21 protein-coding genes and 1 pseudogene are annotated in these 22,319 nt (G+C 63.7%); 19 read left to right on the plus strand and 3 right to left on the minus strand.

What is annotated here, in order from left to right; translation table 11 throughout:
* Positions 1-95: 95 nt before the first annotated feature.
* The 6 genes from BPNPMPFG_RS16345 (at position 96) to BPNPMPFG_RS16370 (ending at position 7,855) form a co-directional block, all read left to right on the plus strand.
* Positions 96-1,601 (plus strand): UxaA family hydrolase, encoded by a 1,506-nt coding sequence (locus tag BPNPMPFG_RS16345; RefSeq protein ID WP_258596535.1) that lies wholly within the window; start codon positions 96-98, stop codon positions 1,599-1,601.
* Between the two features lie 123 nt (positions 1,602-1,724).
* Positions 1,725-2,723 (plus strand): aldo/keto reductase, encoded by a 999-nt coding sequence (locus BPNPMPFG_RS16350; protein ID WP_258596537.1) that lies wholly within the window; start codon positions 1,725-1,727, stop codon positions 2,721-2,723.
* 338 nt (positions 2,724-3,061) lie between these two features.
* Complete coding sequence (locus BPNPMPFG_RS16355) at positions 3,062-4,057, plus strand: ABC transporter substrate-binding protein (RefSeq protein WP_258596539.1); 996 nt, start codon at positions 3,062-3,064, stop codon at positions 4,055-4,057.
* 176 nt (positions 4,058-4,233) lie between these two features.
* Complete coding sequence (locus BPNPMPFG_RS16360) at positions 4,234-5,787, plus strand: sugar ABC transporter ATP-binding protein (RefSeq protein ID WP_258596540.1); 1,554 nt, start codon at positions 4,234-4,236, stop codon at positions 5,785-5,787.
* Positions 5,784-6,749, plus strand: a complete 966-nt coding sequence (locus BPNPMPFG_RS16365; RefSeq protein ID WP_258596541.1) for an ABC transporter permease — start codon at positions 5,784-5,786, stop codon at positions 6,747-6,749. Before BPNPMPFG_RS16360 ends, BPNPMPFG_RS16365 begins: the two co-directional genes overlap by 4 nt.
* Positions 6,750-6,805: 56 nt before the next feature.
* Positions 6,806-7,855 carry a zinc-binding alcohol dehydrogenase family protein gene (locus BPNPMPFG_RS16370; protein WP_258596542.1) on the plus strand — a complete coding sequence of 350 codons (1,050 nt, stop codon included), beginning with the start codon at positions 6,806-6,808 and terminating at the stop codon, positions 7,853-7,855.
* 312 nt (positions 7,856-8,167) lie between these two features.
* Here the strand turns inward: BPNPMPFG_RS16370 and phnF are convergent, their stop codons facing one another.
* A complete protein-coding gene (phnF, locus tag BPNPMPFG_RS16375; RefSeq protein WP_258596544.1) occupies positions 8,168-8,917 on the minus strand; it encodes a phosphonate metabolism transcriptional regulator PhnF in 750 nt (249 codons plus the stop codon).
* Positions 8,918-9,051: 134 nt separating this feature from the next.
* Between phnF and phnG the strand changes: the two genes are divergently transcribed.
* The 13 genes and pseudogenes from phnG (at position 9,052) to phnE (BPNPMPFG_RS16440) (ending at position 19,922) form a co-directional block, all read left to right on the plus strand.
* Positions 9,052-9,513, plus strand: a complete 462-nt coding sequence (gene phnG, locus BPNPMPFG_RS16380; RefSeq protein WP_258596546.1) for a phosphonate C-P lyase system protein PhnG — start codon at positions 9,052-9,054, stop codon at positions 9,511-9,513.
* The gene (gene phnH / locus BPNPMPFG_RS16385; RefSeq protein ID WP_258596548.1) at positions 9,513-10,124 is read left to right on the plus strand and encodes a phosphonate C-P lyase system protein PhnH; all 612 of its coding nucleotides are present in this window, start codon (positions 9,513-9,515) and stop codon (positions 10,122-10,124) included. Before phnG ends, phnH begins: the two co-directional genes overlap by 1 nt.
* A 1-nt stretch (position 10,125) precedes the next feature.
* The gene (locus BPNPMPFG_RS16390; RefSeq protein WP_258596549.1) at positions 10,126-11,238 is read left to right on the plus strand and encodes a carbon-phosphorus lyase complex subunit; all 1,113 of its coding nucleotides are present in this window, start codon (positions 10,126-10,128) and stop codon (positions 11,236-11,238) included.
* On the plus strand, positions 11,235-11,501 hold the full coding sequence (locus BPNPMPFG_RS16395) for a hypothetical protein (RefSeq protein ID WP_258596550.1): 267 nt from the start codon (positions 11,235-11,237) through the stop codon (positions 11,499-11,501). The genes BPNPMPFG_RS16390 and BPNPMPFG_RS16395 overlap by 4 nt, the downstream gene beginning before the upstream one ends.
* A gap of 5 nt (positions 11,502-11,506) precedes the next feature.
* Positions 11,507-12,406, plus strand: coding sequence for an alpha-D-ribose 1-methylphosphonate 5-phosphate C-P-lyase PhnJ (locus BPNPMPFG_RS16400; protein WP_258596551.1), 900 nt, complete (start codon positions 11,507-11,509; stop codon positions 12,404-12,406).
* Positions 12,403-13,179, plus strand: coding sequence for a phosphonate C-P lyase system protein PhnK (phnK, locus tag BPNPMPFG_RS16405; protein WP_023760811.1), 777 nt, complete (start codon positions 12,403-12,405; stop codon positions 13,177-13,179). Before BPNPMPFG_RS16400 ends, phnK begins: the two co-directional genes overlap by 4 nt.
* 58 nt (positions 13,180-13,237) lie before the next feature.
* Positions 13,238-13,945 (plus strand): phosphonate C-P lyase system protein PhnL, encoded by a 708-nt coding sequence (gene phnL, locus BPNPMPFG_RS16410; protein ID WP_258596552.1) that lies wholly within the window; start codon positions 13,238-13,240, stop codon positions 13,943-13,945.
* Positions 13,942-14,560: pseudogene (locus tag BPNPMPFG_RS16415) on the plus strand (DapH/DapD/GlmU-related protein). Before phnL ends, BPNPMPFG_RS16415 begins: the two are co-directional and overlap by 4 nt.
* Positions 14,561-14,648: 88 nt before the next feature.
* Entirely contained in the window at positions 14,649-15,359 is a 711-nt protein-coding gene (locus BPNPMPFG_RS16420) for a DUF1868 domain-containing protein (RefSeq protein WP_258596553.1), read from the plus strand.
* A 132-nt stretch (positions 15,360-15,491) separates the two neighbouring features.
* Positions 15,492-16,340, plus strand: coding sequence for a phosphonate ABC transporter ATP-binding protein (gene phnC / locus BPNPMPFG_RS16425; protein WP_258596554.1), 849 nt, complete (start codon positions 15,492-15,494; stop codon positions 16,338-16,340).
* Between the two features lie 169 nt (positions 16,341-16,509).
* Positions 16,510-17,418, plus strand: a complete 909-nt coding sequence (gene phnD, locus BPNPMPFG_RS16430; RefSeq protein WP_258596555.1) for a phosphonate ABC transporter substrate-binding protein — start codon at positions 16,510-16,512, stop codon at positions 17,416-17,418.
* A gap of 55 nt (positions 17,419-17,473) precedes the next feature.
* The gene (phnE, locus tag BPNPMPFG_RS16435) at positions 17,474-18,430 is read left to right on the plus strand and encodes a phosphonate ABC transporter, permease protein PhnE (RefSeq protein WP_258596556.1); all 957 of its coding nucleotides are present in this window, start codon (positions 17,474-17,476) and stop codon (positions 18,428-18,430) included.
* Positions 18,431-18,554: 124 nt separating this feature from the next.
* Positions 18,555-19,922: a phosphonate ABC transporter, permease protein PhnE gene (phnE, locus tag BPNPMPFG_RS16440; protein ID WP_258596557.1), complete on the plus strand. Its 1,368-nt coding sequence runs from the start codon at positions 18,555-18,557 to the stop codon at positions 19,920-19,922.
* 175 nt (positions 19,923-20,097) lie between these two features.
* Here the strand turns inward: phnE (BPNPMPFG_RS16440) and BPNPMPFG_RS16445 are convergent, their stop codons facing one another.
* The gene (locus tag BPNPMPFG_RS16445) at positions 20,098-20,949 is read right to left on the minus strand and encodes a sugar phosphate isomerase/epimerase family protein (protein ID WP_258596558.1); all 852 of its coding nucleotides are present in this window, start codon (positions 20,947-20,949) and stop codon (positions 20,098-20,100) included.
* A 39-nt stretch (positions 20,950-20,988) separates the two neighbouring features.
* Positions 20,989-22,176 (minus strand): Gfo/Idh/MocA family protein, encoded by a 1,188-nt coding sequence (locus tag BPNPMPFG_RS16450; RefSeq protein ID WP_258596559.1) that lies wholly within the window; start codon positions 22,174-22,176, stop codon positions 20,989-20,991.
* Between the last annotated feature and the right edge of the window lie 143 nt (positions 22,177-22,319).

Below are 22,319 nucleotides of genomic sequence, written 5' to 3' on the forward strand. Positions count from 1 at the left end.
GACGCAAAACTGTTTTTTCACGATAAAAGACATTATCTTTTAACGAGCGCGTGTCAATCCGCCCGCGCATCCCAGGATCACCCAGGAAACCGCCCGTGAACGCCTCCAACAGCATTCTTCTGTCCCCCGCCGACAATGTCGCGGTCGCCAACGGCCGCATCGAGATCGGCACCGCGCTGCCAGGCGGCGCCGTTGCCGCCGCCCTGATCGAGCCTGGCCACAAGGTGGCGATCAAGCCGATCGCCGCCGGCGAGTCGGTGGTGAAATACGCCCAGGCAATCGGTCGCGCCACCCAGGACATCGCGCCGGGCGAGCACGTTCATTCGCACAATCTGGTTTTCGAATCCGGCCGCTTGCCGGTGGTGCCGCCGAGCGAGGCCGAGCACGCAACCGAGGCCGACCGCGCCCGCACCTTCATGGGCTATCGCCGCGCCGACGGCCGTGCCGGCACGCGCAACTTCATCGGCATCGTCGCCAGCGTCAATTGCTCGGCCACCGTCTGCCATGCCATCGCCGACCAGGCCAACCGCACGCTGCTGCCCAAATATCCCGGCATTGACGGCTTCGTACCGATCGTCCACGGCCAGGGCTGCGGCATGAGCGGCACCGGCGACGGCATGATGGTGCTGCACCGCACACTGGCCGGCTATGCCCGCCATCCGAATTTCGGCGGCGTGCTGATGGTCGGGCTCGGCTGCGAGGTCAACCAGCTCACCCTTTACGGCCAGAAGGGCGTCGCCGCCGGCAAACGCCATTTCAACATTCAGGACGCCGGCGGTTCGCGCAAATCGGTCGAAAAGGCAATGCTGGTGCTGGCCGAAATCGCCGAGGAAGTCGGTCAATTGAAGCGTGAGCCGATCCCGGTCAGCGAAATCGTCGTCGGCCTGCAATGCGGCGGCTCCGACGGCATGTCGGGCATCACGGCCAATCCCGCATTGGGCGCGGCCGTCGATATCCTCGCCGGCGTCGGTGGCATCGGCATCCTTTCCGAGACGACGGAAATCTATGGCGCCGAGCACCTGCTCGCCTACCGCGCGGCAACGCCGGAGATCGCCCAGAAGCTCGACGGTTTCGTGAAGTGGTGGGAGGATCACGTCGCCAAGCACGGCGCCTCGATCGACAACAACCCGTCGCCCGGCAACAAGCGTGGTGGCCTCACCACCATTCTGGAGAAGTCGCTGGGCGCAGTCGCCAAGGGCGGCCAGACGCCGCTTAACGGCGTCTTCGGCTATGCCGAAAAGGTCACCGGCAACGGACTGGTGTTCATGGACACGCCCGGCTACGACCCGGTCTCGGCCACCGGCCAGGTGGCGGGCGGCGCCAACATCATCGTCTTCACCACCGGCCGCGGTTCGTGCTTTGGCTGCCGGCCGACGCCGTCGATCAAGGTCGCCAGCAACTCGACCATGTATCACACCATGGAAGAGGACATGGACGTCAATTGCGGCGTCATCGCCTCGGGCGAAAAGACCATCGCCGGCATGGGCCGCGAGATCTTCGAACTGATCGTCGAGACGGCTTCCGGCCGCAAGACCAAGAGCGAAGACTTCGGCTACGGCGATAACGAGTTCGTGCCCTGGCATCTTGGCGCAACGCTCTAACTCATTGTTTTTTCGCAATTCCGGGCGGAAAACCGCTGCACACTTTTCCTGGAATTGCTCTAGATTTGATTGATATCTGAAGACGGCCAGCCCGGACAACGGTCGGGAACGGGGAGGTTTCGCATGGAGAAACGCCGCATCGGCAAGACGGCGCTCGAAGTCACCGAGGTCAGCTTCGGCGGCGCGGCACTCGGCGGCCTCTACCGCGCCTGTTCGCGCGAGGCGGCGATGGAGACCTTGCAAGGCGCCTGGGAGGCCGGTCTGCGCTATTTCGACACCGCGCCCTTCTACGGTTTCGGCCTGTCGGAACGCCGCTTCGGCGACTTCCTGCGCTACAAGCCGCGCGATTCCTATGTGCTGTCGACCAAGGTCGGCCGCCTGTTCCGCCCAGTGCCGGACGACCAGGTTCCCGATCATTCCTATGTCGATCCGCTGCCCTTCGCGCTGGACTATGACTATTCCTATGACGGCATCATGCGTTCGGTCGAGTTCAGCTATGCGCGCCTTGGCCTCAACAAGATCGACATCCTGTTCGTCCATGACATCGGCGCCTATACGCATGGCGTCGAGAAGACCAAGCTGCATTTCCGCGAGTTGATGGATGGCGGCCTCAAGGCGCTCGAAGAGCTGAAGCGATCCGGCGTCATCTCCGCCTATGGGCTTGGTGTCAACGAGGTCCAGATCTGCCTCGACGTGATGCGCCGGGCGCCGCTCGACTGCATCCTGCTTGCCAGCCGCTATTCCTTGCTCGACCGCAGCGCGGAAGCGGAACTGCTGCCGCTGTGCCGGGCGCGACAGACGTCACTGGTCATCGGCGGCGTGTTCAACTCCGGCATCCTGGCGACCGGGCCTGTGCAAGGCGCGCATTTCGATTATCGCCCCGCCAGCCACGATGTGCTCGACCGCGTCGGTGCCATGGAAAGGATCGCCACCGAGGGCGGTTATCCGCTGGCCGCTGCCGCGTTTCAGTTTCCCTTGCATGAACCCGCGGTCGCCACGGTGCTGACCGGCACCGCCAAGCTGGCAAACCTGACCCGCAATCTCGAACTACTCGACGTCGACGTGCCGGAGACGGAATATGCCAAATACCGTCCCTATACGCTGGTGCAGGAGCAGGCGTGAAACTCGTGTCCGCTCGCAGTGAACGGGTGATCCAGGTCTCACATTCTTGCGATCCCAGAAAAGAATGAACATTCCATATTGACGAAATGATGGAATTAATATTCCATACGTTCACGGAACGGAAACGGGAGCGTTTATCGGCGGCAAGGGAGGAGCGGCGCGGCGATCTGGCCCTGCCAGACCTCGGCAGGACTGGCGCGAAACAGCGCTTGCATCGGCAGGGTCGATGCACTATCAAAACATGGCAACTGTTTTTTATTGATAAAGTTCTGTTTGGGCCGCGCCTATCCAAGCGGAGCTTCCGTAACGTTCACCGGGCGACTTAGGGAGGAAACCTAATGAAATTCGTGACCAGCATTCTCAACCGCCGCGCGGTCGTGGCTCTTGCGGCCGCCTCCATGCTTGCCGGCGTGATGCACTCGGCTCCGGCTTCGGCGGCGGACGTGACCATCCCGATCATCGTCAAGGACACCACGTCCTTCTATTGGCAGATCGTTCTGGCCGGAGCCCGTAAGGCAGGCAAGGACCTGGGCGTCAATGTTCCGGAACTCGGCGCACAGGCAGAAACCGACGTCAACGGCCAGATTTCGATCCTGGAAAACGCCGTTGCTGGCAACCCGGCCGCGGTCGTCATCTCGCCGACCGAGTTCAAGGCACTTGGCAAGCCGATCGATGAAGCCGCCGCCAAGGTCAAGGTCATCGGCATCGACTCCGGCGCCGACTCCAAGGCCTTCACCTCGTTCCTCACCACCGACAACGTCCAGGGCGGCCGTGTCGCAGCTGACGGTCTCGCCGCGGCCATCGGCGCTGCCAATGGCGGCAAGGTCGAAGGCAAGGTTGCCCTGATAACGGCACTTCCCGGCGCCGGCTCGCTCGAACAGCGCGCCCAGGGCTTCAAGGAAGAGCTCAAGGCGAAATATCCTGGCCTTGTGCTGGTGGCCGACAAATATGCTGACGGCCAGGCCACGACCGGCCTCAACATCGCGACCGACCTGATCACCGCCAACCCGGATCTGAAGGGCATCTTCGCCTCCAACCTGATCATGGCGCAGGGCGTCGGTCAGGCTGTGGCCGAGAACAACCTTGCCGGCAAACTGGCCCTGATCGGCTTCGACAGCGACGAGAAGCTGATCAAGTTCCTCAACGACGGCGTCATTTCCGGCCTCGTCGTCCAGGATCCGTACCGGATGGGCTATGACGGCATCAAGACCGCGCTTGCCGCCTCGAAGGGCGAGAAGGTCGAGGCCAATGTCGATACCGGCGCCAATCTGGTGACCAAGGCCAATATGAAAGAGCCGAAGATCGACGCGCTGCTCAACCCGAAGCTGAAGTAAGAGCAAGGCAGTATCGAAATCGTCTCCGGGGCTTCGTGCCCCGGAGACATAGGCTGCCAGCACAAACGGCTTGGCAATCCGCAGGCTTAAGCTAGGCTGTGTTTCGGGGGCATATCCTTGCCTCGCCGCGTGCCAATCGTGAGGCCAATCTGGGAGGCCAATCTGGGAGGATTGTCATGACGTCGACGGCGCAGGAACTGCATCCGGCACCCGTGCTGGAACCAGGGCGGACCATCCTCGAATTGCGCGGGCTGGAGAAGCGCTATCCCGGCACCCACGCGCTGAAGCCGGTCAACCTCGCCTTCAAATCCGGCGAGATCCACGCCATCGTCGGCGAGAACGGCGCCGGCAAATCCACGCTCATCAAGCTTCTGACCGGCGTCATGCCGCGCACCTCCGGAGAAGTGATCTGGGAGGGCCAGCCGGCAGCCTTGGCGACGCCGCACGAGGCGATGGCGCTCGGCATCAATGCCGTGCACCAGGAGGTCGTGCTCTGCCGTCACCTGACGGTCGCCGCCAACATGTTCCTCGGCGAGGAGAATTCGCGCTTCGGCATGCTGCAGCAGCGGGCCATGGTCAAGGAAGCGCAGAAGATCATCGACGATCTCGGCTTCGACCTGCCGGCCCATGTCACGCTGGGCGACCTGACCATCGGCCAGCAGCAGCTGATCGCGGCCGCGCGCGCCACCGTGCGTGGCACCAAATTCCTGATCTTCGACGAGCCGACCGCCTACCTGACCCGCAAGGAGGCAGACCAGCTTTTCACCCTGATCCGCCGTCTGAAGACCGAGGGCGTGACGATCATCTACATCAGCCACCGCATGGAGGAAGTGTTCGAGCTCGCCGACCGTGTTTCGGTGCTGCGCGACGGCACGCTGGTCGGCACCCGCAACATCGCCGAGACCAATGACGCCGAGCTGGTCAAGATGATGATCAACCGCTCCATCGAGCAGGTCTATCACAAGGAGCATTTCACGCCGGGTGCAGCAATCGTCGAAGCACGGAACCTGTCCGGCAAGGGATTTGAAAATGTCTCGATGACGGTTCGCGCCGGCGAGATCGTCGGGCTCTACGGCCTGATCGGCGCCGGGCGCAGCGAATTCGTCACCACGCTTTACGGCCGCCACCGCAAGTCTGCCGGCGATATCCTGTGGGAGGGCAAGCCGGTTCAGGTCAATTCCGAGCATGACGCGATCAAGCTCGGCATGGCGCTGGCGCCGGAAAGCCGCCGGGACCAGGGCCTTTGCCTCAACCTGCCGGTCGGCTTCAACCTCAACCTGCCGATCTACAAGCGCATTTCGAACAATTTGCTGATTTCGAACGCGCAGGAGAAGACGCAAGCCGATCGCCAGATCGCCGATCTTCGCATCAAGACGCCGACGCGGAGCGCGCTGGCGTCCAGCCTATCGGGCGGCAATCAGCAGAAGATCGTCATCGGCAAATGGCTGGCGCATGGCGCCAAGCTGTTCATCTTCGACGAGCCGACGGTTGGCGTCGACGTCGGCACCAAGGCCGAGATCTATCGCCTGTTCGGCGCGCTGCTGTCGAAAGGCGCCGGCATCATCCTGATCTCGTCCTATCTGCCGGAAGTCTACGAGCTCGCCGACACGCTGCATGTGTTCCGGCGCGGCAAACTGGTGGCAAGCCACGGCTTTCGCGCCGCCAGCCACGAGGACATTCTCACGCAGGCACTCGCCGAGAAACAAGAAAAGCTGGGAGGACAGATATGAGCACCGAGGCGATTGCTGTCGAAAAACCGAAGCGCAACTATAACGTCCTGTTTGGGCTGACGCTTTTGGCGCTGTTGATTCTGCTGTGGATCGTGCTTTCCGTGGCAACGCCAAGCTTCGCTTCGGGCAACAACATCGCCAATCTTTTGCGCCAGGGTTCGATGATCGCCATCATGGCGGTCGGCCAGACCTTCGTCATCATCACCGGTGGCATCGACCTGTCGGTCGGCGCCGTGGTCGGCTTCGCCACCGTCGTCGTCGCCATGATGATCAATGCCGGCTTCCCCATCTGGCTCGCCATTCTGGTGACGCTGCTGGTCGGGGTTGCCATCGGCATGTTCCACGGTTTCGGCATCGTCAAGATGGGCCTGCCGCCCTTCATCATCACGCTGGCGACGCTGACCTCGCTGCGCGGCATCGGCCTTTTGATGACCAATGGCAATTCGATCAACATCAACAGCGACACCTTCACCGCGTTCTCGCGCAATTCCTTCATCGGCATTCCCAACCTGTTCTGGATGGTCATCCTGGTCGGCATTCCGGCCTATATTTTCCTGCACCACAGCCGCTGGGGCCGGTACCTGTTCTCGGTCGGCTCGAACGCCGAGGCCTCGCGCCTCTCCGGCGTCAACGTGCAGCGCACCATCTACATGGCCTACACGCTGTCCGGCCTGTGCGCGGCCTTCGTCGGCGTGCTGCTTGCCGCCCGCATCGGCATCGGCAACCCGACCCAGGCCGAGGGCTGGGAGCTGCAGGCAATCGCCTCGTCGGTCATCGGGGGCACCTCGCTGTTCGGCGCCGTCGGCTCGGTGCACGGGCCGCTGCTCGGCGCCTTCATCCTGGCCACCATCAACAACGGCGCCAATCTGCTCAACGTAAACTCGTTCTGGCAGCGCATCATCACCGGCGCGCTGATCATCATCATCGTCTACTTCGATGGGCTGCGCCGCCGCGGCAAGTAGACAATCTCCGGATCAATCGCCGGGCCGGCGATTTTCATTGCAGGCTGGATTGAAGCATGAAAGCCGTCGTCTGCCGCTCACCGGGTGACCTTGCCCTGGAAGACCGCCAGGCGCCCGGCGCGCCACCGCCCGGCTGGGCGCTGGTCGCGGTCAGCCATGTCGGCATCTGCGGCACGGACTACCACATCTTCGAGGGCAAGCACCCGTTTCTCGCCTACCCCCGCATCATGGGCCACGAAGTGTCGGGAACGATCGCCGCAACTGGCGAAGGCGTCGAACTTGCCGTCGGCGAGCCGGTCGTCATCAACCCCTATCTTGCCTGCGGCAAGTGTATCGCTTGCCGGCACGGCAAGCCGAATTGCTGCGTCAGGATCGAGGTGCTCGGCGTCCATCGCGACGGCGCCATGTGCGAACGGATCCTGGTGCCGGCGCAAAATCTTTATCCGGCAAACGGCCTGTCGCTGGCCGACGCCGCCGCAGTCGAATTCCTGGCCATCGGCGCGCATGCCGTGCGGCGCGCGCAAGGCCAGCCCGGCGCCCGCACGCTGGTCATCGGCGCCGGCCCGATCGGGCTCGGCACCGCCATCTTCGCGCGCATCGCAGGGCTTGACGTGACGCTGCTCGACATGAGCAGCGAAAGGCTCGGCTTTGCCGCCAACGAACTCGGTTTCAAGACCCTCGACGGCTCGCGCGGCGCGGTGCCCGATCTGGTCAGGCAGGCGACCGGCGACGAAGGCTTCGATGTGGTCTTCGACGCCACCGGCAACACCCAGTCGGTGCAGTCGGCCTTCGCCCATGTGGCGCATGGCGGAACCCTGGTGCTGGTCAGCGTCGTCAAGGACGACATCAGCTTTTCCGACCCGGAATTCCACAAGCGCGAGATGACGCTGATCGGCAGCCGCAATGCGCTGCGCGCCGACTTCGACCACGTCGCCGCCTCAATCCGCAACGGCGCCGTGCCATTGCCCAAGCTCGTCACCCACCGCACCACGCTAGCCGAAACGCCGCGCGACCTCGCCCGCTGGGCGCATGAGAAATCCGGCCTGATCAAGGCTGTGATCGAGGTGGGTCATAACATGGCAGGCGGTGAACACGTCCCGAATTGACGACGCCCCGCGCAGGTCGACCCCCACTCCGTCTCGGCTTCGCCGAGCCACCTCTCCCCCGATCGACGGGGTAGAGGGAAGGGTGCGAGCCTATTGCAGCCAACGCTCCTCAGCCAGACTCGCTCCTTCTCCCGCCGCCAGCGGGCTACCTTCCTTTCCCTCCGGAGGGGGGAGAGGTGGCTCGGCGAAGCCGAGACGGAGTGGGGGAAGGCGGTCCTCAAACGCCAAGCCGCTGACAAGTAAGCGCGACCGAGCTGGTCTGATATCAGCGTGAGTCAGATAAATCACGGTCTCGTATAAGGCCGGCACATCCTAAAGTGCCGACAGTTTAAGCTCCACCCGCTCGGCCGGGAAGCGCGACTCCGAGAACTGGATCGGCTGGCCGTCGGGCGTGACGTTGACGGCGACCGTCACCAGCACGATGGCGCCGGGCTGCAGGCCGAGGTCGGCAAGGTCGGCGGCATCGGCATGACGCGCCGACAGCATGGTCGATTGCCTGAGATAGTCGTCTATGCCGAAACGCGCCAGCGATGCGGTGATGGACCCGGTTTGCGCCATCGCGGCATCGATGCCGGCAAAGCGCCTGGCATCGAACCAGCCGGCGGCGCGCGATACCGGCCGTCCATCGGCTTCGCCGCGCGTTTCCAGGCGTATCACGTCAGCTCCCCTGGCAAGGCTCAAGGCTTCGGCGACGCGACGGCTGGCCGGCTCGACCGATGACGCGAGCAGGACAGTATGCCGTTCGGACGCCTGCCCTTGCAGCCCCGCCGAAAAGCGTGTGCGCGCGCCGATCGGATAGGACAGCCGCTTGCGCGACAGCACGAAGGTGCCACGCCCTTGCTCTGCCCGCAGCACCCCTTCCTGCACAAGAGCGGCAATAGCACTGCGCACTGTGTGACGGTTGACGCCATAGCGCTCGGCAAGTGCCACCTCCGGCGGCAGCGCGGCATTTTCCGCAAAATCTCCAACCGCGATCGCGTGCAGGATCTTGTCGGCGATCTGCCGCCACAGCGAGACACCGCTACGCCGCTCGATGCTGTTGACCGTCAGGTGCCTGGTCATTGCTCGTCCGATCTGTTTGCCATGCGTCCTTTTGCGCCTGTCACGCACTCGTCATGGACTCGCGGTAAACAATAGGTATAATTTGTATAGTTGTCTATATCAATAGACAAATTTAGCCAAGAGGAATGTTGCCGATGCGAGGACAGGAAGCCCGTGACCAGGCAGAGCGCACGGCCGCCATGGCAACACTGGCGCAATCCAGCGGCGATGACATCGTTCGGCTCTGGAACGAGTCCGGGCTGCCTTCGGACGCTGAACTGCTGCGCGGCCCCGAGACCGGCCTTGTCACTGTGCGCGGCCGTATCGGCGGCGGCGGCGCGCCCTTCAATGTCGGCGAAACGACCGTTACCCGCGCCACCGTCCGTTTGCCGTCCGGGCAGGTCGGCCATTGCTATGCGCTCGGCCGCGACAAGCAGAAGGCAAGGCTGGCGGCCATCGCCGACGCGCTTTGGCAGGACCCGGCCCGTCGCGCCGAGGTGGAGACCGGACTCATAGCGCCGCTGCGGTCGGCCCTGACCACGGCGCATGAACGTCGCCGCGCCGAGACGGCGGCAACGAAGGTGGATTTCTTCACCATGGTTCGCGGAGAAGACTGATGGACATCGCGGCACAATCGATCGAGGGCGGTTTCGCCGATCCGGTCTTCAACGCCCAGACCGTGTTCCGCGCAGTCATGGATGCGATGGCGCGGCCGGGCAGCGTGCAGCCCCTGCCGGCGTTCGCCCGCCCGCCGGCGCCGCTCTCGGCAACCGCCGGCGCCGTGGCGCTGGCACTTTGCGACAACGACACGCCGCTCTGGCTTGACCCGGCTTTGCAGGCTTCCGCCGCGATCAAATCCTGGCTTGGTTTCCACACCGGCGCAGCACTGGCCAACACACCGGCCGATGCGCATTTCGCTTTGATCGCCACGCCGGCCGAGATGATGGCGCTCGACGGCTTTTCGCAAGGCACCCAGGACTATCCCGACCGGTCGACGACGCTGATCCTGCAAGTCAGCGATCTCGTTTCGGGCGCCCCGCTGTTGCTCGAAGGCCCCGGCATCGAAACCAGCGCCATGATCGCGCCGGCACGGATGCCGCGTCATTTCGTCGAGCAATGGAAGCAGAACAACCAGCGCTTTCCGCGCGGCGTCGACATCATCCTCGCCACATCAGACGGCGTCGCCTGCCTGCCGCGCACGACGCGTATCAAGACGATGGAGGCCTGAGATGTATGTCGCGGTAAAAGGTGGCGAAGCGGCCATCGCCAACGCCCACAGCCTGCTGGCCGACCGCCGGCGAGGCGACCGTTCGGTGCCCGCGCTACGCCTCGACCAGATCGTCGAGCAGTTGGCGCTCGGCGTCGATCGGGTGATGAGCGAAGGCTCGCTCTACGACCGGGAACTGGCCGCACTCGCCATCGTCCAGGCGCGCGGCGACATGATCGAGGCGATCTTCCTGGTACGCGCCTACCGCACCACTTTGCCGCGCTTCGGCTACACGAAGCCGATCGACACCGGCGCCATGCTGGTCGAGCGGCGCGTTTCGGCGACCTACAAGGACCTGCCCGGCGGCCAATTGCTCGGCCCGACCTTCGACTACACGCACCGGCTGCTCGACCCCGAGCTTGCCGCCGGCGGCGATGTCGCCGAGCCGCTGCAGCGCGAGACCGAAGCGCAAGCCATGCCGCGCGTCTCGGCGATCCTCGCTCGCGAAGGCCTCATCGAGCCCGACGGCAACATGCCGCAGGATCACGTCCCCGGCGACATCACCCGCGAGCCACTGGAATTCCCGATGGCGCGCGACATCCGGCTGCAGGCGCTGTCACGCGGTGACGAGGGCTTTCTGCTGGCGCTCGGCTATTCTACCCAGCGCGGCTATGCCCGCAACCATCCTTTCGTCGGCGAAATTCGTATAGGCGAGGTCGAGCTGGAGCTTGATGTGCCCGAACTGCCCTTCGCCGTGCCGCTCGGCACCGTCCGGGTCACCGAGTGCCAGATGGTCAACCAGTTCAAAGGCTCGGCCAAGGCGCCGCCGCAATTCACCCGCGGCTACGGCCTCGTCTTCGGCCAGAGCGAGCGCAAGGCGATGGCGATGGCGCTGTGCGACCGGGCGCTGCGCGCGACAGAACTCGGCGAAGATGTCGTCGCCGCCGCGCAGGACGAGGAGTTCGTCATTTCGCATTCCGACAACGTCCAGGCGACCGGCTTCGTCGAACATCTGAAGCTGCCGCACTATGTCGATTTCCAGGCCGAACTCGACCTCGTACGCCGCATGCGCGCGGAATACGACGCCCGCGAAAATCCAGTTAAGGCGGAAGAGAAGAGGGAGGCAGCGGAATGACCTTAGCTGCCCGCGCGGCCATGCCCACCGTCGTGGGAATGGCCGCTAAACCCTCCACCGTAGCCACCACTGCTCCCGGCAACGGTCTCGCCATGCGCGCCTTCCTTCGGCGCAGGAAGAACCATTCTTCGAAGGGCAAAGGCTACAGCGCAGACAAACACCAGCAGCAGGATTCCGAGGTGCACCCATCCGGTTGCGGTCATCTGAGCTTAGACCTGTTTCCGCGTCTTGGACGCCAATTCAATAGCACAACGCGGATGTGATCGCCATGACCGACATCGCCACCTACAACTTCGCCTATCTCGACGAACAGACCAAGCGGATGATCCGCCGCGCCATCCTCAAGGGCATCGCCATTCCCGGCTATCAGGTGCCGTTCGCTTCGCGCGAAATGCCGATGCCCTATGGCTGGGGCACTGGCGGCGTCCAGGTCACCGCCTCGATCATCGGCCCGGACGATGTGCTGAAAGTCATCGACCAGGGCGCCGACGACACCACCAATGCGGTCTCGATCCGTGCCTTCTTCAAGAAGGTCGCCAATGTCGCGGTGACGACCGATACCGCCAGCGCCACCATCATCCAGACCCGCCACCGCATCCCGGAACACCCGCTGACGGCGAGCCAGGTGCTGGTCTATCAGGTGCCGATCCCCGAGCCGCTGCGCTTCCTCGAGCCGCGCGAGACCGAGACACGCAAGATGCACGCGCTGGAGGAATATGGCCTGATGCATGTCAAGCTCTACGAGGATATCGCCAGGCACGGCCGCATCGCCACCACCTATGCCTATCCGGTCAAGGTCGAGGGCCGCTACGTGATGGACCCGTCGCCGACGCCGAAATTCGACAATCCCAAGATGCACCGCTCGCCCGCCTTGCAGCTGTTCGGTGCCGGCCGCGAAAAGCGAATCTATGCGGTGCCGCCCTTCACCGAAGTGGTCAGCCTCGACTTCGAGGACCATCCGTTCGAGGTGCAGACCTTCGACCAGCCCTGCGCGTTGTGCGCGGCCGAGAACGTCTATCTCGACGAGGTCATCCTCGACGACCATGGCGGCCACATGTTCGTCTGCTCCGACACCGACCACTGCGAGAAGCGGCGTGAGGAGGGCCATCGCGGCCATCTCGCCCCAGAAATCCATCTTGCCCCAGGAAACATGGAGCCGGCGCAATGACCGACGAACCGCTGCTGCGCGTCTCGGCGCTGTCCAAATTCTACGGCTCGCGCGTCGGCTGCGACAATGTCTCCTTCGACCTGTGGCCGGGCGAGGTTCTGGCTGTCGTCGGCGAGTCCGGTTCCGGCAAGACGACGCTGCTCAACTGCCTGTCGACCCGGCTGCTGCCAAGCTCCGGCACCGCCAGCTATCGCATGCGCGACGGCCAGTTCCGCGAGCTCTACCGGATGAGCGAGGCCGAACGCCGCTTTCTGATGCGCACCGACTGGGGCTTTGTCCACCAGAACCCGGCCGACGGGCTGCGCATGACGGTTTCGGCCGGCGCCAATGTCGGGGAGCGGTTGATGGCGGTTGGCGACCGTCACTACGGCAAGATCCGCGCCACGGCCGTCGACTGGCTGTCTCGCGTCGAGATCGACGAAGATCGCATCGACGACGAGCCGCGCGCCTTTTCCGGCGGCATGCGCCAGCGCCTGCAGATCGCCCGCAACCTCGTCACCGGCCCGCGGCTCGTGTTCATGGATGAGCCGACCGGCGGCCTCGATGTCTCGGTGCAGGCGCGCCTGCTCGATTTGTTGCGCGGCCTGGTCACCGATCTCGGCCTTGCGGCCATCGTCGTCACCCACGACCTTGCCGTGGCGCGGCTTTTGTCGCAGCGCATGATGGTCATGAAGGACGGCCGCGTCGTCGAAAGCGGTCTCACCGACCGCGTGCTCGACGACCCGCGCGCGCCCTACACCCAGTTGCTTGTTTCCTCGATTCTACAGGTCTGAAGATGATTGCTCTGGCGTGTGTTGGGCCGCAAACGAACGATGATTGGAGGACCTTCTGATGCCGACGCCTCTCGTTGTTTCCGATGTCGCCAAGAGCTTCACCATGCATCTGCGCGATGGCATCAAACTGCCTGTCGTCGCAGGCGTGTCTTTCTCGATCAGGGCTGGCGAATGCACCGTGCTCGGCGGCCCGTCCGGTGCCGGCAAGAGCTCGATCCTGAAGATGCTCTACGGCAACTACGCCGTCGACGAGGGTCAGATCATCGTCATGCACGAAAACGGGCTGATCGATCTCGCCACCGCCAGCCCGCGCACCGTGCTTGCCATACGCCGGCAAACGATCGGCTATGTCAGCCAGTTCCTGCGCACCGTGCCGCGTGTGTCGGCGCTGGATGTCGTGGCCGAACCGCTGGTCGAGCGCGGCGAGGACCGCGAGATCGCCCGCGGCAAGGCACGCGCCTTGCTGGCGCAGCTCAACCTGCCGGAAAAACTCTGGGCACTGCCGCCGGCAACCTTCTCCGGCGGCGAGCAGCAGCGCGTCAACATCGCGCGCGGCTTCATCACCGAGCATCCGATCCTGCTGCTCGACGAACCGACCGCCTCGCTCGACGCCAGGAACCGCGATGTGGTGATCGAACTCATCGCCGCCAAGAAGGCGGTGGGCGTCGCCCTGCTCGGCATCTTCCACGACCATGACGTGCGCGAAGCCATTGCCGACCGCATCGTCGACGTCACCGCTTTCGCGCCCGGAAAAATCGCCGCATGACGAGAAAACTGTCGGAGACGCCGCTGGTCCACCCGACGGCGGATGTGCAGAATTCGACGCTCGGCCGCTGGACCGAGATCGCCGACCGCAGCCGGGTTTCCGAGAGCACCCTCGGCGACTATTCCTACATGATGCAGGATTGCGCTGTCTGGTGCGCGACGATCGGCAAGTTTTCCAACATCGCGGCCGCCGTGCGCATCAACGCCACCAACCATCCGACGTGGCGACCGACGTTGCATCATTTCACCTACCGCGCCTCCGATTATTGGGAGGACGCCGAGCACGAGAGCGAATTCTTCGCCCAGCGCCGCGCCAGCCGCGTCACCATCGGCCATGACACATGGTTCGGCCATGGCTCGACCATCCTGCCCGGCGTCACCGTCGGCGATGGCGCCGCGGTCGGCGCCGGCGCCGTCGTGTCGAAGGATGTCGCCCCCTACACCATCGTCGGCGGCGTGCCGGGCCAAACCGATCCGCGAGCGCTTCGACCGCCGCACGGCCGAACGCTATCAGGCGCTCGCCTGGTGGGACTGGGACCATGCAAGGTTGCGCACAGCGCTCGATGATTTCCGGGAGCTGTCGGCCGAGGCCTTCCTGGAAAAATACCAGGGATAGTCGCTCACATCATTGCCATGGGCGAGCCTGTTTCATATCCCTGACACATCGCCGGGGCAGGACGCGATATTTCCCCCTGGAGATCGCAATGCCTGCTTCTGTCAAACCCTCGCTCGCCGGATTCTTTGCCGGCTCCAATCCGACCGCCCCGGCGCATCTCGGCACGCGCTACGACACATCAGGCAGTTTCCTGCTCGAGCCGGGTAACACCGTCGTCAGCCATCTGGTCAGCGGTTCGCCGTCCGAGGCTGTGGTGCTTGCGGTGCGCGAGCGGATGCTGGCGATGCCCGACGCCGACCGGCTGGCCTTCACACCCGTCTCCAGCCTGCACATGACGCTGTTCCAGGGCATCATCGAATATCGCCGCCGGCTGCCCTACTGGCCGCGGGACATGCCGCTCGACACCAGCATCGACGCGATGACCCGCCTCTATCTGGAACGGCTGAAGGGTTTCAAGGGCTTTGGCCCGTTCAACATCAAGGTGGTCGAGATCGTGCCGACCGGCCTCACCGTTGCCGGTGCGACGGATGACGACGTGCGCATCATGCTCGCCTGGCGCGACGCTTTGGCGATGCCGTTCGGCTACCGCCATCCCGACCACGACACCTATGTCTTCCACATCACCTTCGCCTATCAGATCCAGCGTTTTGCCGACGACAAGGCGGCCGAATGGCAGGCGCTGTTCGATGACTGCCTGGCGCTTTTCGCGCGGCAGGCCCCGGTGATCGAGATCAAGGCGCCCGCCTTCTGCAGCTTCAGGGACATGGAGCACTTCGAGGAGTTGCTGGTGCTCGGCTGATTGCCCGCGATGCGCATGACGCTTGCGTCTGTGGGCAGTAACAAAACTGACATCAATCCGACACCGCAAGTTCACGGGGCTGCGCTAGCGAGGTCCTAACAGACCTTCAACGCGACTGGACTGGAAACGACCATGTCAGCCACGCTCGAAATCCGCAGCGTCACCCGACGATTTGGCAAGAACACTGCCGTCAGCGATATCAACATCTCGATCCCGCAGGGTCAGATGGTGGGTATCATTGGCCGTTCGGGTGCTGGCAAATCAACCCTCCTTCGCATGATCAATCGTCTCATCGATCCCAGCCAGGGATCGATTTTTTTTGACGGTGCCGAGGTCTCCCAGTTGCGCGGTTCGCCGCTCCGGCGCTGGCAGCGCGACTGCGCCATGATCTTCCAGCAGTTCAATCTGGTGCCGCGTCTCGACGTGCTGACCAATGTGCTGCTGGGCAAGCTGAACCACCGTTCGACCATGTCAAACCTGCTCGGCATGTTTTCCCGCGCCGAGTGCGCCGAGGCGGTCGCCGCGCTCGAGCGGCTCGACATCGCCCGCACCGCAATGCAGCCTGCCGGCACCTTGTCTGGCGGCCAGCAGCAGCGCGTCGCCATTGCCCGCGCCATGATGCAGCAGCCCAAGGTGATCCTCGCCGACGAGCCGATCGCTTCGCTCGACCCGCTCAACGCCAAGGTGGTGATGGATTCGCTGCAGGACATCAATCTGCGCGAAGGCATCACTGTCGTCACCAATCTGCACACGCTGGACACCGCCCGCACCTATTGCAACCGCATCATCGGCATGGCCGCCGGCAAGGTCGTCTTCGACGGCCCGCCGGAAGAACTCAACCGCGAGGCCGTGCGTCTCGTCTATGGCGCCGACAGCAATGGCGGCGAAATCTCCGAGGCCATCACCTCGACCAGCGTTGCCTTCAAGCAAAAGATCGCCGCATCCGCCGGACCGCTCGAGCCCGCATTCCCGGGTTATTAAATCCATGATCCCGAAAGTGGGACCCGGTTTTCTCCGACAAACGGGAACCGTTTTGTCCGAGATCATGGGCCAAGAAAGAGCGACCTGGATCGCCAGCCCCCGTCAAGGGCACCTGTCAAAATCACCAACGCTGCCGGCGCGGGGCCGGAACCTACAGGAGAGATATCCAATGTTCAGGAAGATGGTTTTCAGCGCCGTTTCGGTGCTCGCCATGGCAACAAGTGCTGCCCACGCCGCCGACATGAAGGAATTTCGCGTCGGCATTCTCGGCGGTGAAAATGAGACCGACCGGCTGCGCAACTACCAGTGCCTCGCAGACCATTTGAAGGCCGAATTCGGTTTCGAGAAGGTCTCGCTGTTCCCGGCCGCCGACTATGACGGCGTCATCCAGGGCCTGCTCGGCGGCACTCTCGACTTCGCCGAACTCGGCGCCTCCGGCTATGCCAGCGTCTACATCAAGGACCCGAAGGCGGTCACCCCGATCCTCACCACCCAGCAGACCGACGGCGCCACCGGCTATTATTCGATCGGCCTGGCGCTCAAGTCTTCCGGCATAACCGACATCAAGTCGGCCAAGGGCAAGAAGCTCGGCTACGCCGATCCGGATTCGACCTCCGGCTATCTGATCCCGCTGACCCAGATTCCGAAGACCACCGGCGCCTCGAACGAAACCTTCTTCGCCTCGACCCAGTTCAACGGCGGCCATGAGAACAACATACTGGCCATGCGCGACGGCAAGGTCGACGTGGCGGTGGACGACTCCTCGGGCATCGGCGACTTCAAGAACGGCTACACCTCCGGCACCTTCCACAAGGTAACCGCCAAGGGCGCCGTCGACCCCAACGACTTCGTCGAAGTCTGGCGCTCGGGCCTGATCCCGAACGGTCCGCTGGTCGTGCGCACCGCGCTCGGCGACGAGATGACCGCCAAGCTGACCGCCTTCTTCACCGCCCTGCCGACCAAGGACAAGGCCTGCTTCGAGGGCGTCGAAGGTGGCGATTTCACCGGCTACGTTCCGGTGAAGGCCGACTTCTACAACGTCATCGTCGAAGCTCGTAAGGCAGCCATCGGCGGCTAACGGCGAAATCGGAAAGGGCGGTGTTCAAAGCACCGCCCTTTTTGTGCGTCCGATCATGACCCTTTCCGTGACAGCCCCCTCCGCCGCCACCCACCAGATGGCCGATGCCTGGCAACGCCAGACGTCGCTGCGCCGGCTCTACACAGTGCTCGGCGTCAGCTTGCTGCTTGCCGCGATGTTCGCGAGCATGTGGTTCGCCGACGAAGCCAATGCCGGACACTTCTTCGAGCGGCTGCCGCACCTTCTGGATTTCCTGAGCTGGCTGATCCCCAAGGATTGGAACGACGTCTGGCGGGCGCTGTTCGACATTGCCTCGCCGCATGACACCGGCACCCAGGAATACAATTTCCCGCTCGGCCGGGTCTATGTCTGGGGCAGTTTCTATATCCCTGAATATTTCGAGCTCATGCTCACCACGGTGAACGTGGCCCTGGTCTCGACCTTGATCGGCTTCATCTTCGCCGTGCCCTTTTCCTTCATCGCCGCGCGCAATCTGACGCCGCATCCCGTGCTGAGGCTCGTCGTCAAGCGCTTCATGGAGCTGCTGCGCGCCTTTCCGGAGATCGTCATTGCCGGCCTCTTCGCGGCCATCGTCTCGATCGGTCCTATAGCCGCCATCATCGCCATCGGCCTGCATTCGATCGGCGCGCTCGGCAAGCTGTTCTATGAGATCAACGAGAACATCGACATGCGCGCCGAGGAAGGCCTGAGGGCGGTCGGCGCCAACTGGTTCGAGCGGGTGCGCTTCGCCGACCTGCCGCAGGTGCTGCCCAACTTCATGTCCTATACGCTGCTCCGGGTCGAGATCAACGTCCGCGCCTCGACCATCATCGGCGCCGTCGGCGGCGGCGGCATCGGCGAGGAATTGAAACTCTCGATCTCACGCGGCTTCGGCGCCAAGACACTGGCGCTGGTGCTGCTGCTGTTCACGACGATCTTCCTCGTCGACCAGTTCTCCGCCTGGCTTCGCCGCAAGCTGATCGGCGAACAAGCCTTCCTGATGGGAGCTTAGCCATGATCCCGAACCGCAGGACCGCGTCAGCGAAAAGTGGAATCCGGTTTTCGGAAAAGATCATGGCAAAACCCGAAGATGGAGCCCCATCCCGGTTCTATCGGCATGGATCAGGCTCGTGATCATGGCGACGATGACCGCAGACGAAATCCGGTCGATCGAGGAGCGCTACCCGCAAGTGTTCCAGCGGCCGCTGTACAGGCGCTTCGCCCCGCTGTTCCTGTTCGCCGGCATCCTGCTTTATCTCATCTACGCCTTGTGGTTCTTCAACCTGCCGCAAGTGCTGCGGGAATCCCACTGGGAGCGCCTGCCACTCTTCCTGTCGCAGTGGGTCAGTTATGATCTGCAGCCCGAGTTCCGCCTCGACCAGCCCGAGATCACGCCGAAATACCCACGCTTTTCCGCGCTTGGCGAGAACCCAAATCCAGACTGGGTGATCAAGAATTCCGACGGCTCTTTCACCGTGCAGATTGACGGCCAGGCCAAGTCAGTCACTTTCGACAAGACCTATGCCACGATTGTCGCCTACGGGCAGACGGTGCCGGTGTCGCTGACCAGCGGCAAGCCGGTGGTAACTGGTCCGGTGCCCGACTGGCTGACCGTGCATGACGACGAGGTCGTCGCCAAGATGGGCTTTGTCGGCGAAGTGCGCGTCACCGTCGACCGCGTCAAGGTCCGCAAGCGCTTCCTCGGCTGGGCGAATTTCGTCTTCGACACCCGCTCGCCCTTCTTCGGCAAGTCGGCCCGTGAAGTGATCTCGCTGATCGTGTCCGGGCCCGAACTCAAGCCGGGCACCTCGAACCTCGCGCTGGCGGGGAACAATATCTGGAACAACGCCCAGTGGCAGCACGGCGACGTCTGGACGAAGTTGTTGCAGACCATTGTCATGGCCTTTCTCGGCACGCTGCTCGGTGGCATCGTCGCCTTCCCGCTTGCCTTCTTCGCCGCACGCAACATCACGCCGAACGGCCTGCTCAGCCAAGTGCTCAAGCGTTTCTTCGACTTCATGCGTTCGGTCGACATGCTGATCTGGGCGCTGTTCTTCACCCGCGCCTTCGGCCCCGGCCCGCTGGCCGGCAGTGCCGCGATCTTCTTCACCGAGATCGGCACGCTGGGCAAAACCTATTCGGAAAGTCTCGAGAACATCGACGACAAACCGCGCGAGGGCATCAAGTCGACCGGCGCCAACGGTTTGCTGGTGCAGCGCTATGGCGTGATGCCTGAAGTGATTCCGGTCTTCATCAGCCAGACGCTCTACCAGTGGGAATCCAACACCCGCGGCGCCACCATCATCGGCGCCGTCGGCGCAGGCGGCATCGGCCTGAAATTGTGGGAAGCGATGCGCACCAATTCCAATTGGGCCAACGTCTTCTACATGGTGCTGCTGATCCTGCTTGTCGTCTTCATCTTCGACAACCTCTCCAATTTCCTGCGCCGCCGGCTGAGCCGCACCATCCACGACTACAACAGGATCCAAGCGCAGCAGGGTTGATCAGTTCGCGATGTGGAACTTGCCAGAGGTCGGCGGGACAGCGAAGCTGCCGATCTCCCCCCTTGAGGGGGAGATGGCCGGCAGGCCAGAGGGGGGCGCGAAGGAACGCCAACCTCGTCTCGTTCGGTACTGCCGGTGAGCTCGCAGGTTAGCGGTTGGGCGGCGCCATCGGCCCCTACGCCGCTTTCTTCCACCCATTCCTGATATGCTTGTATCCCTCGCGATAAACAGCTTCCGGGGTTTCGGAAAAATCGCGCCACACCTTGGTCGCCGCCGCCAGGTCCTTGAGCGAACGCCCGAACGCCTCGATCGTCAGCCAGTCGTCATAGCCGCTCTTGCGGATGGCCGAAAATGTTTCCGTCCACGGAATGTTGCCACGCCCCGGCACGCCGCGATCATTCTCCGAGATGTGGATATGGACGACATTCCCGCGGTGCTTTGTATAGGCGCCGATCGGGTCGGCCTCCTCGATGTTGGCATGGAAGGTGTCGTACATCGCCTTGATGTGTGGCCGGTCGATGACATCGACATGCTCCGACAGATCCGCCATCGTGTTGACGAGATAGCATTCGAAGCGGTTGAGCGCTTCCAGCCCGATGGTGACGTTCTTCTTGCCGGCATGGTCGCCGATGGCGCGCTGCGAAGCGACCGAGCGCTTCTTCTCGGCCGCCGTCGGTCCGGTGCCGGAAAAGGCGCCAAGCGTCGAATGCAGCGGCCCGCTCAGCGTGCTGGCACCGAGCGCATGGGCGCAGTCGATAGCCCATTTCATGTAGTCGATGCCGGCCTTGCGGGTCGCGGCGTCGACCGAGATCAGGTTCATCGCCGGATCGCCCATCGCCGACACGGCGGTGCGCTCGAGCCCGATGCGGTCGAGCAGCTCACCCAATTTCTGGTAGTCGTCGGCCGTGCCGGCGAAGATCGGTATCTCGACGCCATCGAAGCCGGTCGCCTTGATGTCGCGGAGCAGCGGCTCGTGTTTCTTCGACACCGCCGTCGTCCACAAGAACATGCACATGCCGATTTTCATCGACGCCCCTCCCCCGTGAATTCCCCTCGCCGGTCGAAGCTACAGTTTCGTCCACGCCCCGTTCTTCTTCGACGACTTCACGCAGGCCTCGATGAAGGCCATGCCCTCGACGCCATCCTGAATGGTCGGGAAGACGACATCCTTGCCTGGCTTGCCGCCCTTCTTGCGTGCCGCGCGGATGGCGCGCGCCGCCTCCTGGTAGATGTTGGCGAAGCCTTCGAGATAGCCCTCGGGGTGGCCGGACGGCACGCGGCTGACACGGCCCGCCACCGGCAGTGCGCCGGCGCCATTACGGGTGATCAATTGCTTGGGCTGACCGAACGGCGTGTACCAGAGATAGTTCGGGTCGGCCTGCACCCATTCCAGACCGCCCTTGGAGCCGTAGATGCGCAGCTTCAGCCCGTTCTCATGGCCCGGCGCCACCTGGCTTGCCCAGATCATGCCCTTGGCCGGGTGCGTCTTGCCGGCTGGCTTGAAGCGCAGCATGACGTTGACATTGTCGTCGAGCAGCCTCCCCGGCACGAAAGCATCGAGATCGGCCGACAGGGAATCAAGCTCCAGCCCGGAGACGAAGCGCGCGAGGTTGTAGGCATGGGTGCCGATGTCACCCAGCGCACCACCGGCGCCCGCCTGCTTGGGGTCGGAGCGCCAAGCCGCCTGTTTCTGGCCGGTGGCGGCGAGATCCTCGGTCAGCCAGTCCTGCGGATATTCCGACTGCACGATGCGGATGTCGCCGAGTACGCCCTTGGCCACCATCTCGCGCGCCTGCCGCACCATCGGATAGGCGGTGTAGTTGTGGGTGAGCACGAACACCCTGCCGGTCTTCTCGACTATCGCCGCCAGCTTCTTCGCCTCGGCCAGCGTCGTTGCCAGCGGCTTGTCGCAGATGACGTGGATGCCAGCCTCGAGGAAAGCCTTAGCTGCCGGCACGTGGACATTGTTGGGCGTGACGATGGCCACCGCCTCGATACCGTCGGGCCGCTTGGCCTCGGCCTTGGCCATCTCGGCATAAGAGCCGTAGCTGCGCGCCGGGTCGAGCCCGAGCTCCTCGGCCGAGGCTTTTGCGCGTGCGGGATCCGATGACAGCGCGCCGGCGACCAGCACGAAATCATTGTCCATGCGCGCCGCGATCCGGTGCACCGCGCCGATGAAGGCACCCTGCCCGCCGCCGACCATGCCGTAGCGGATCGGGCCGCCTCCCGTTTCCGACTTCGATGCGCCGACCATGTTTTTCTCCTCGCCGTTGCCTACCTCCCCCTTGAGGGGAGGTCGATCCGCGCAGCGGATCGGGTGGGGTCGTTGAGGTGGATGTTCGGCATGAACCGACCCCACCCGGCCCTACGGGCCACCCTCCCCTCAAGGGGGAGGGG

The organism is Mesorhizobium sp. AR07 (genome assembly GCF_024746815.1).
GTDB lineage: Bacteria > Pseudomonadota > Alphaproteobacteria > Rhizobiales > Rhizobiaceae > Mesorhizobium.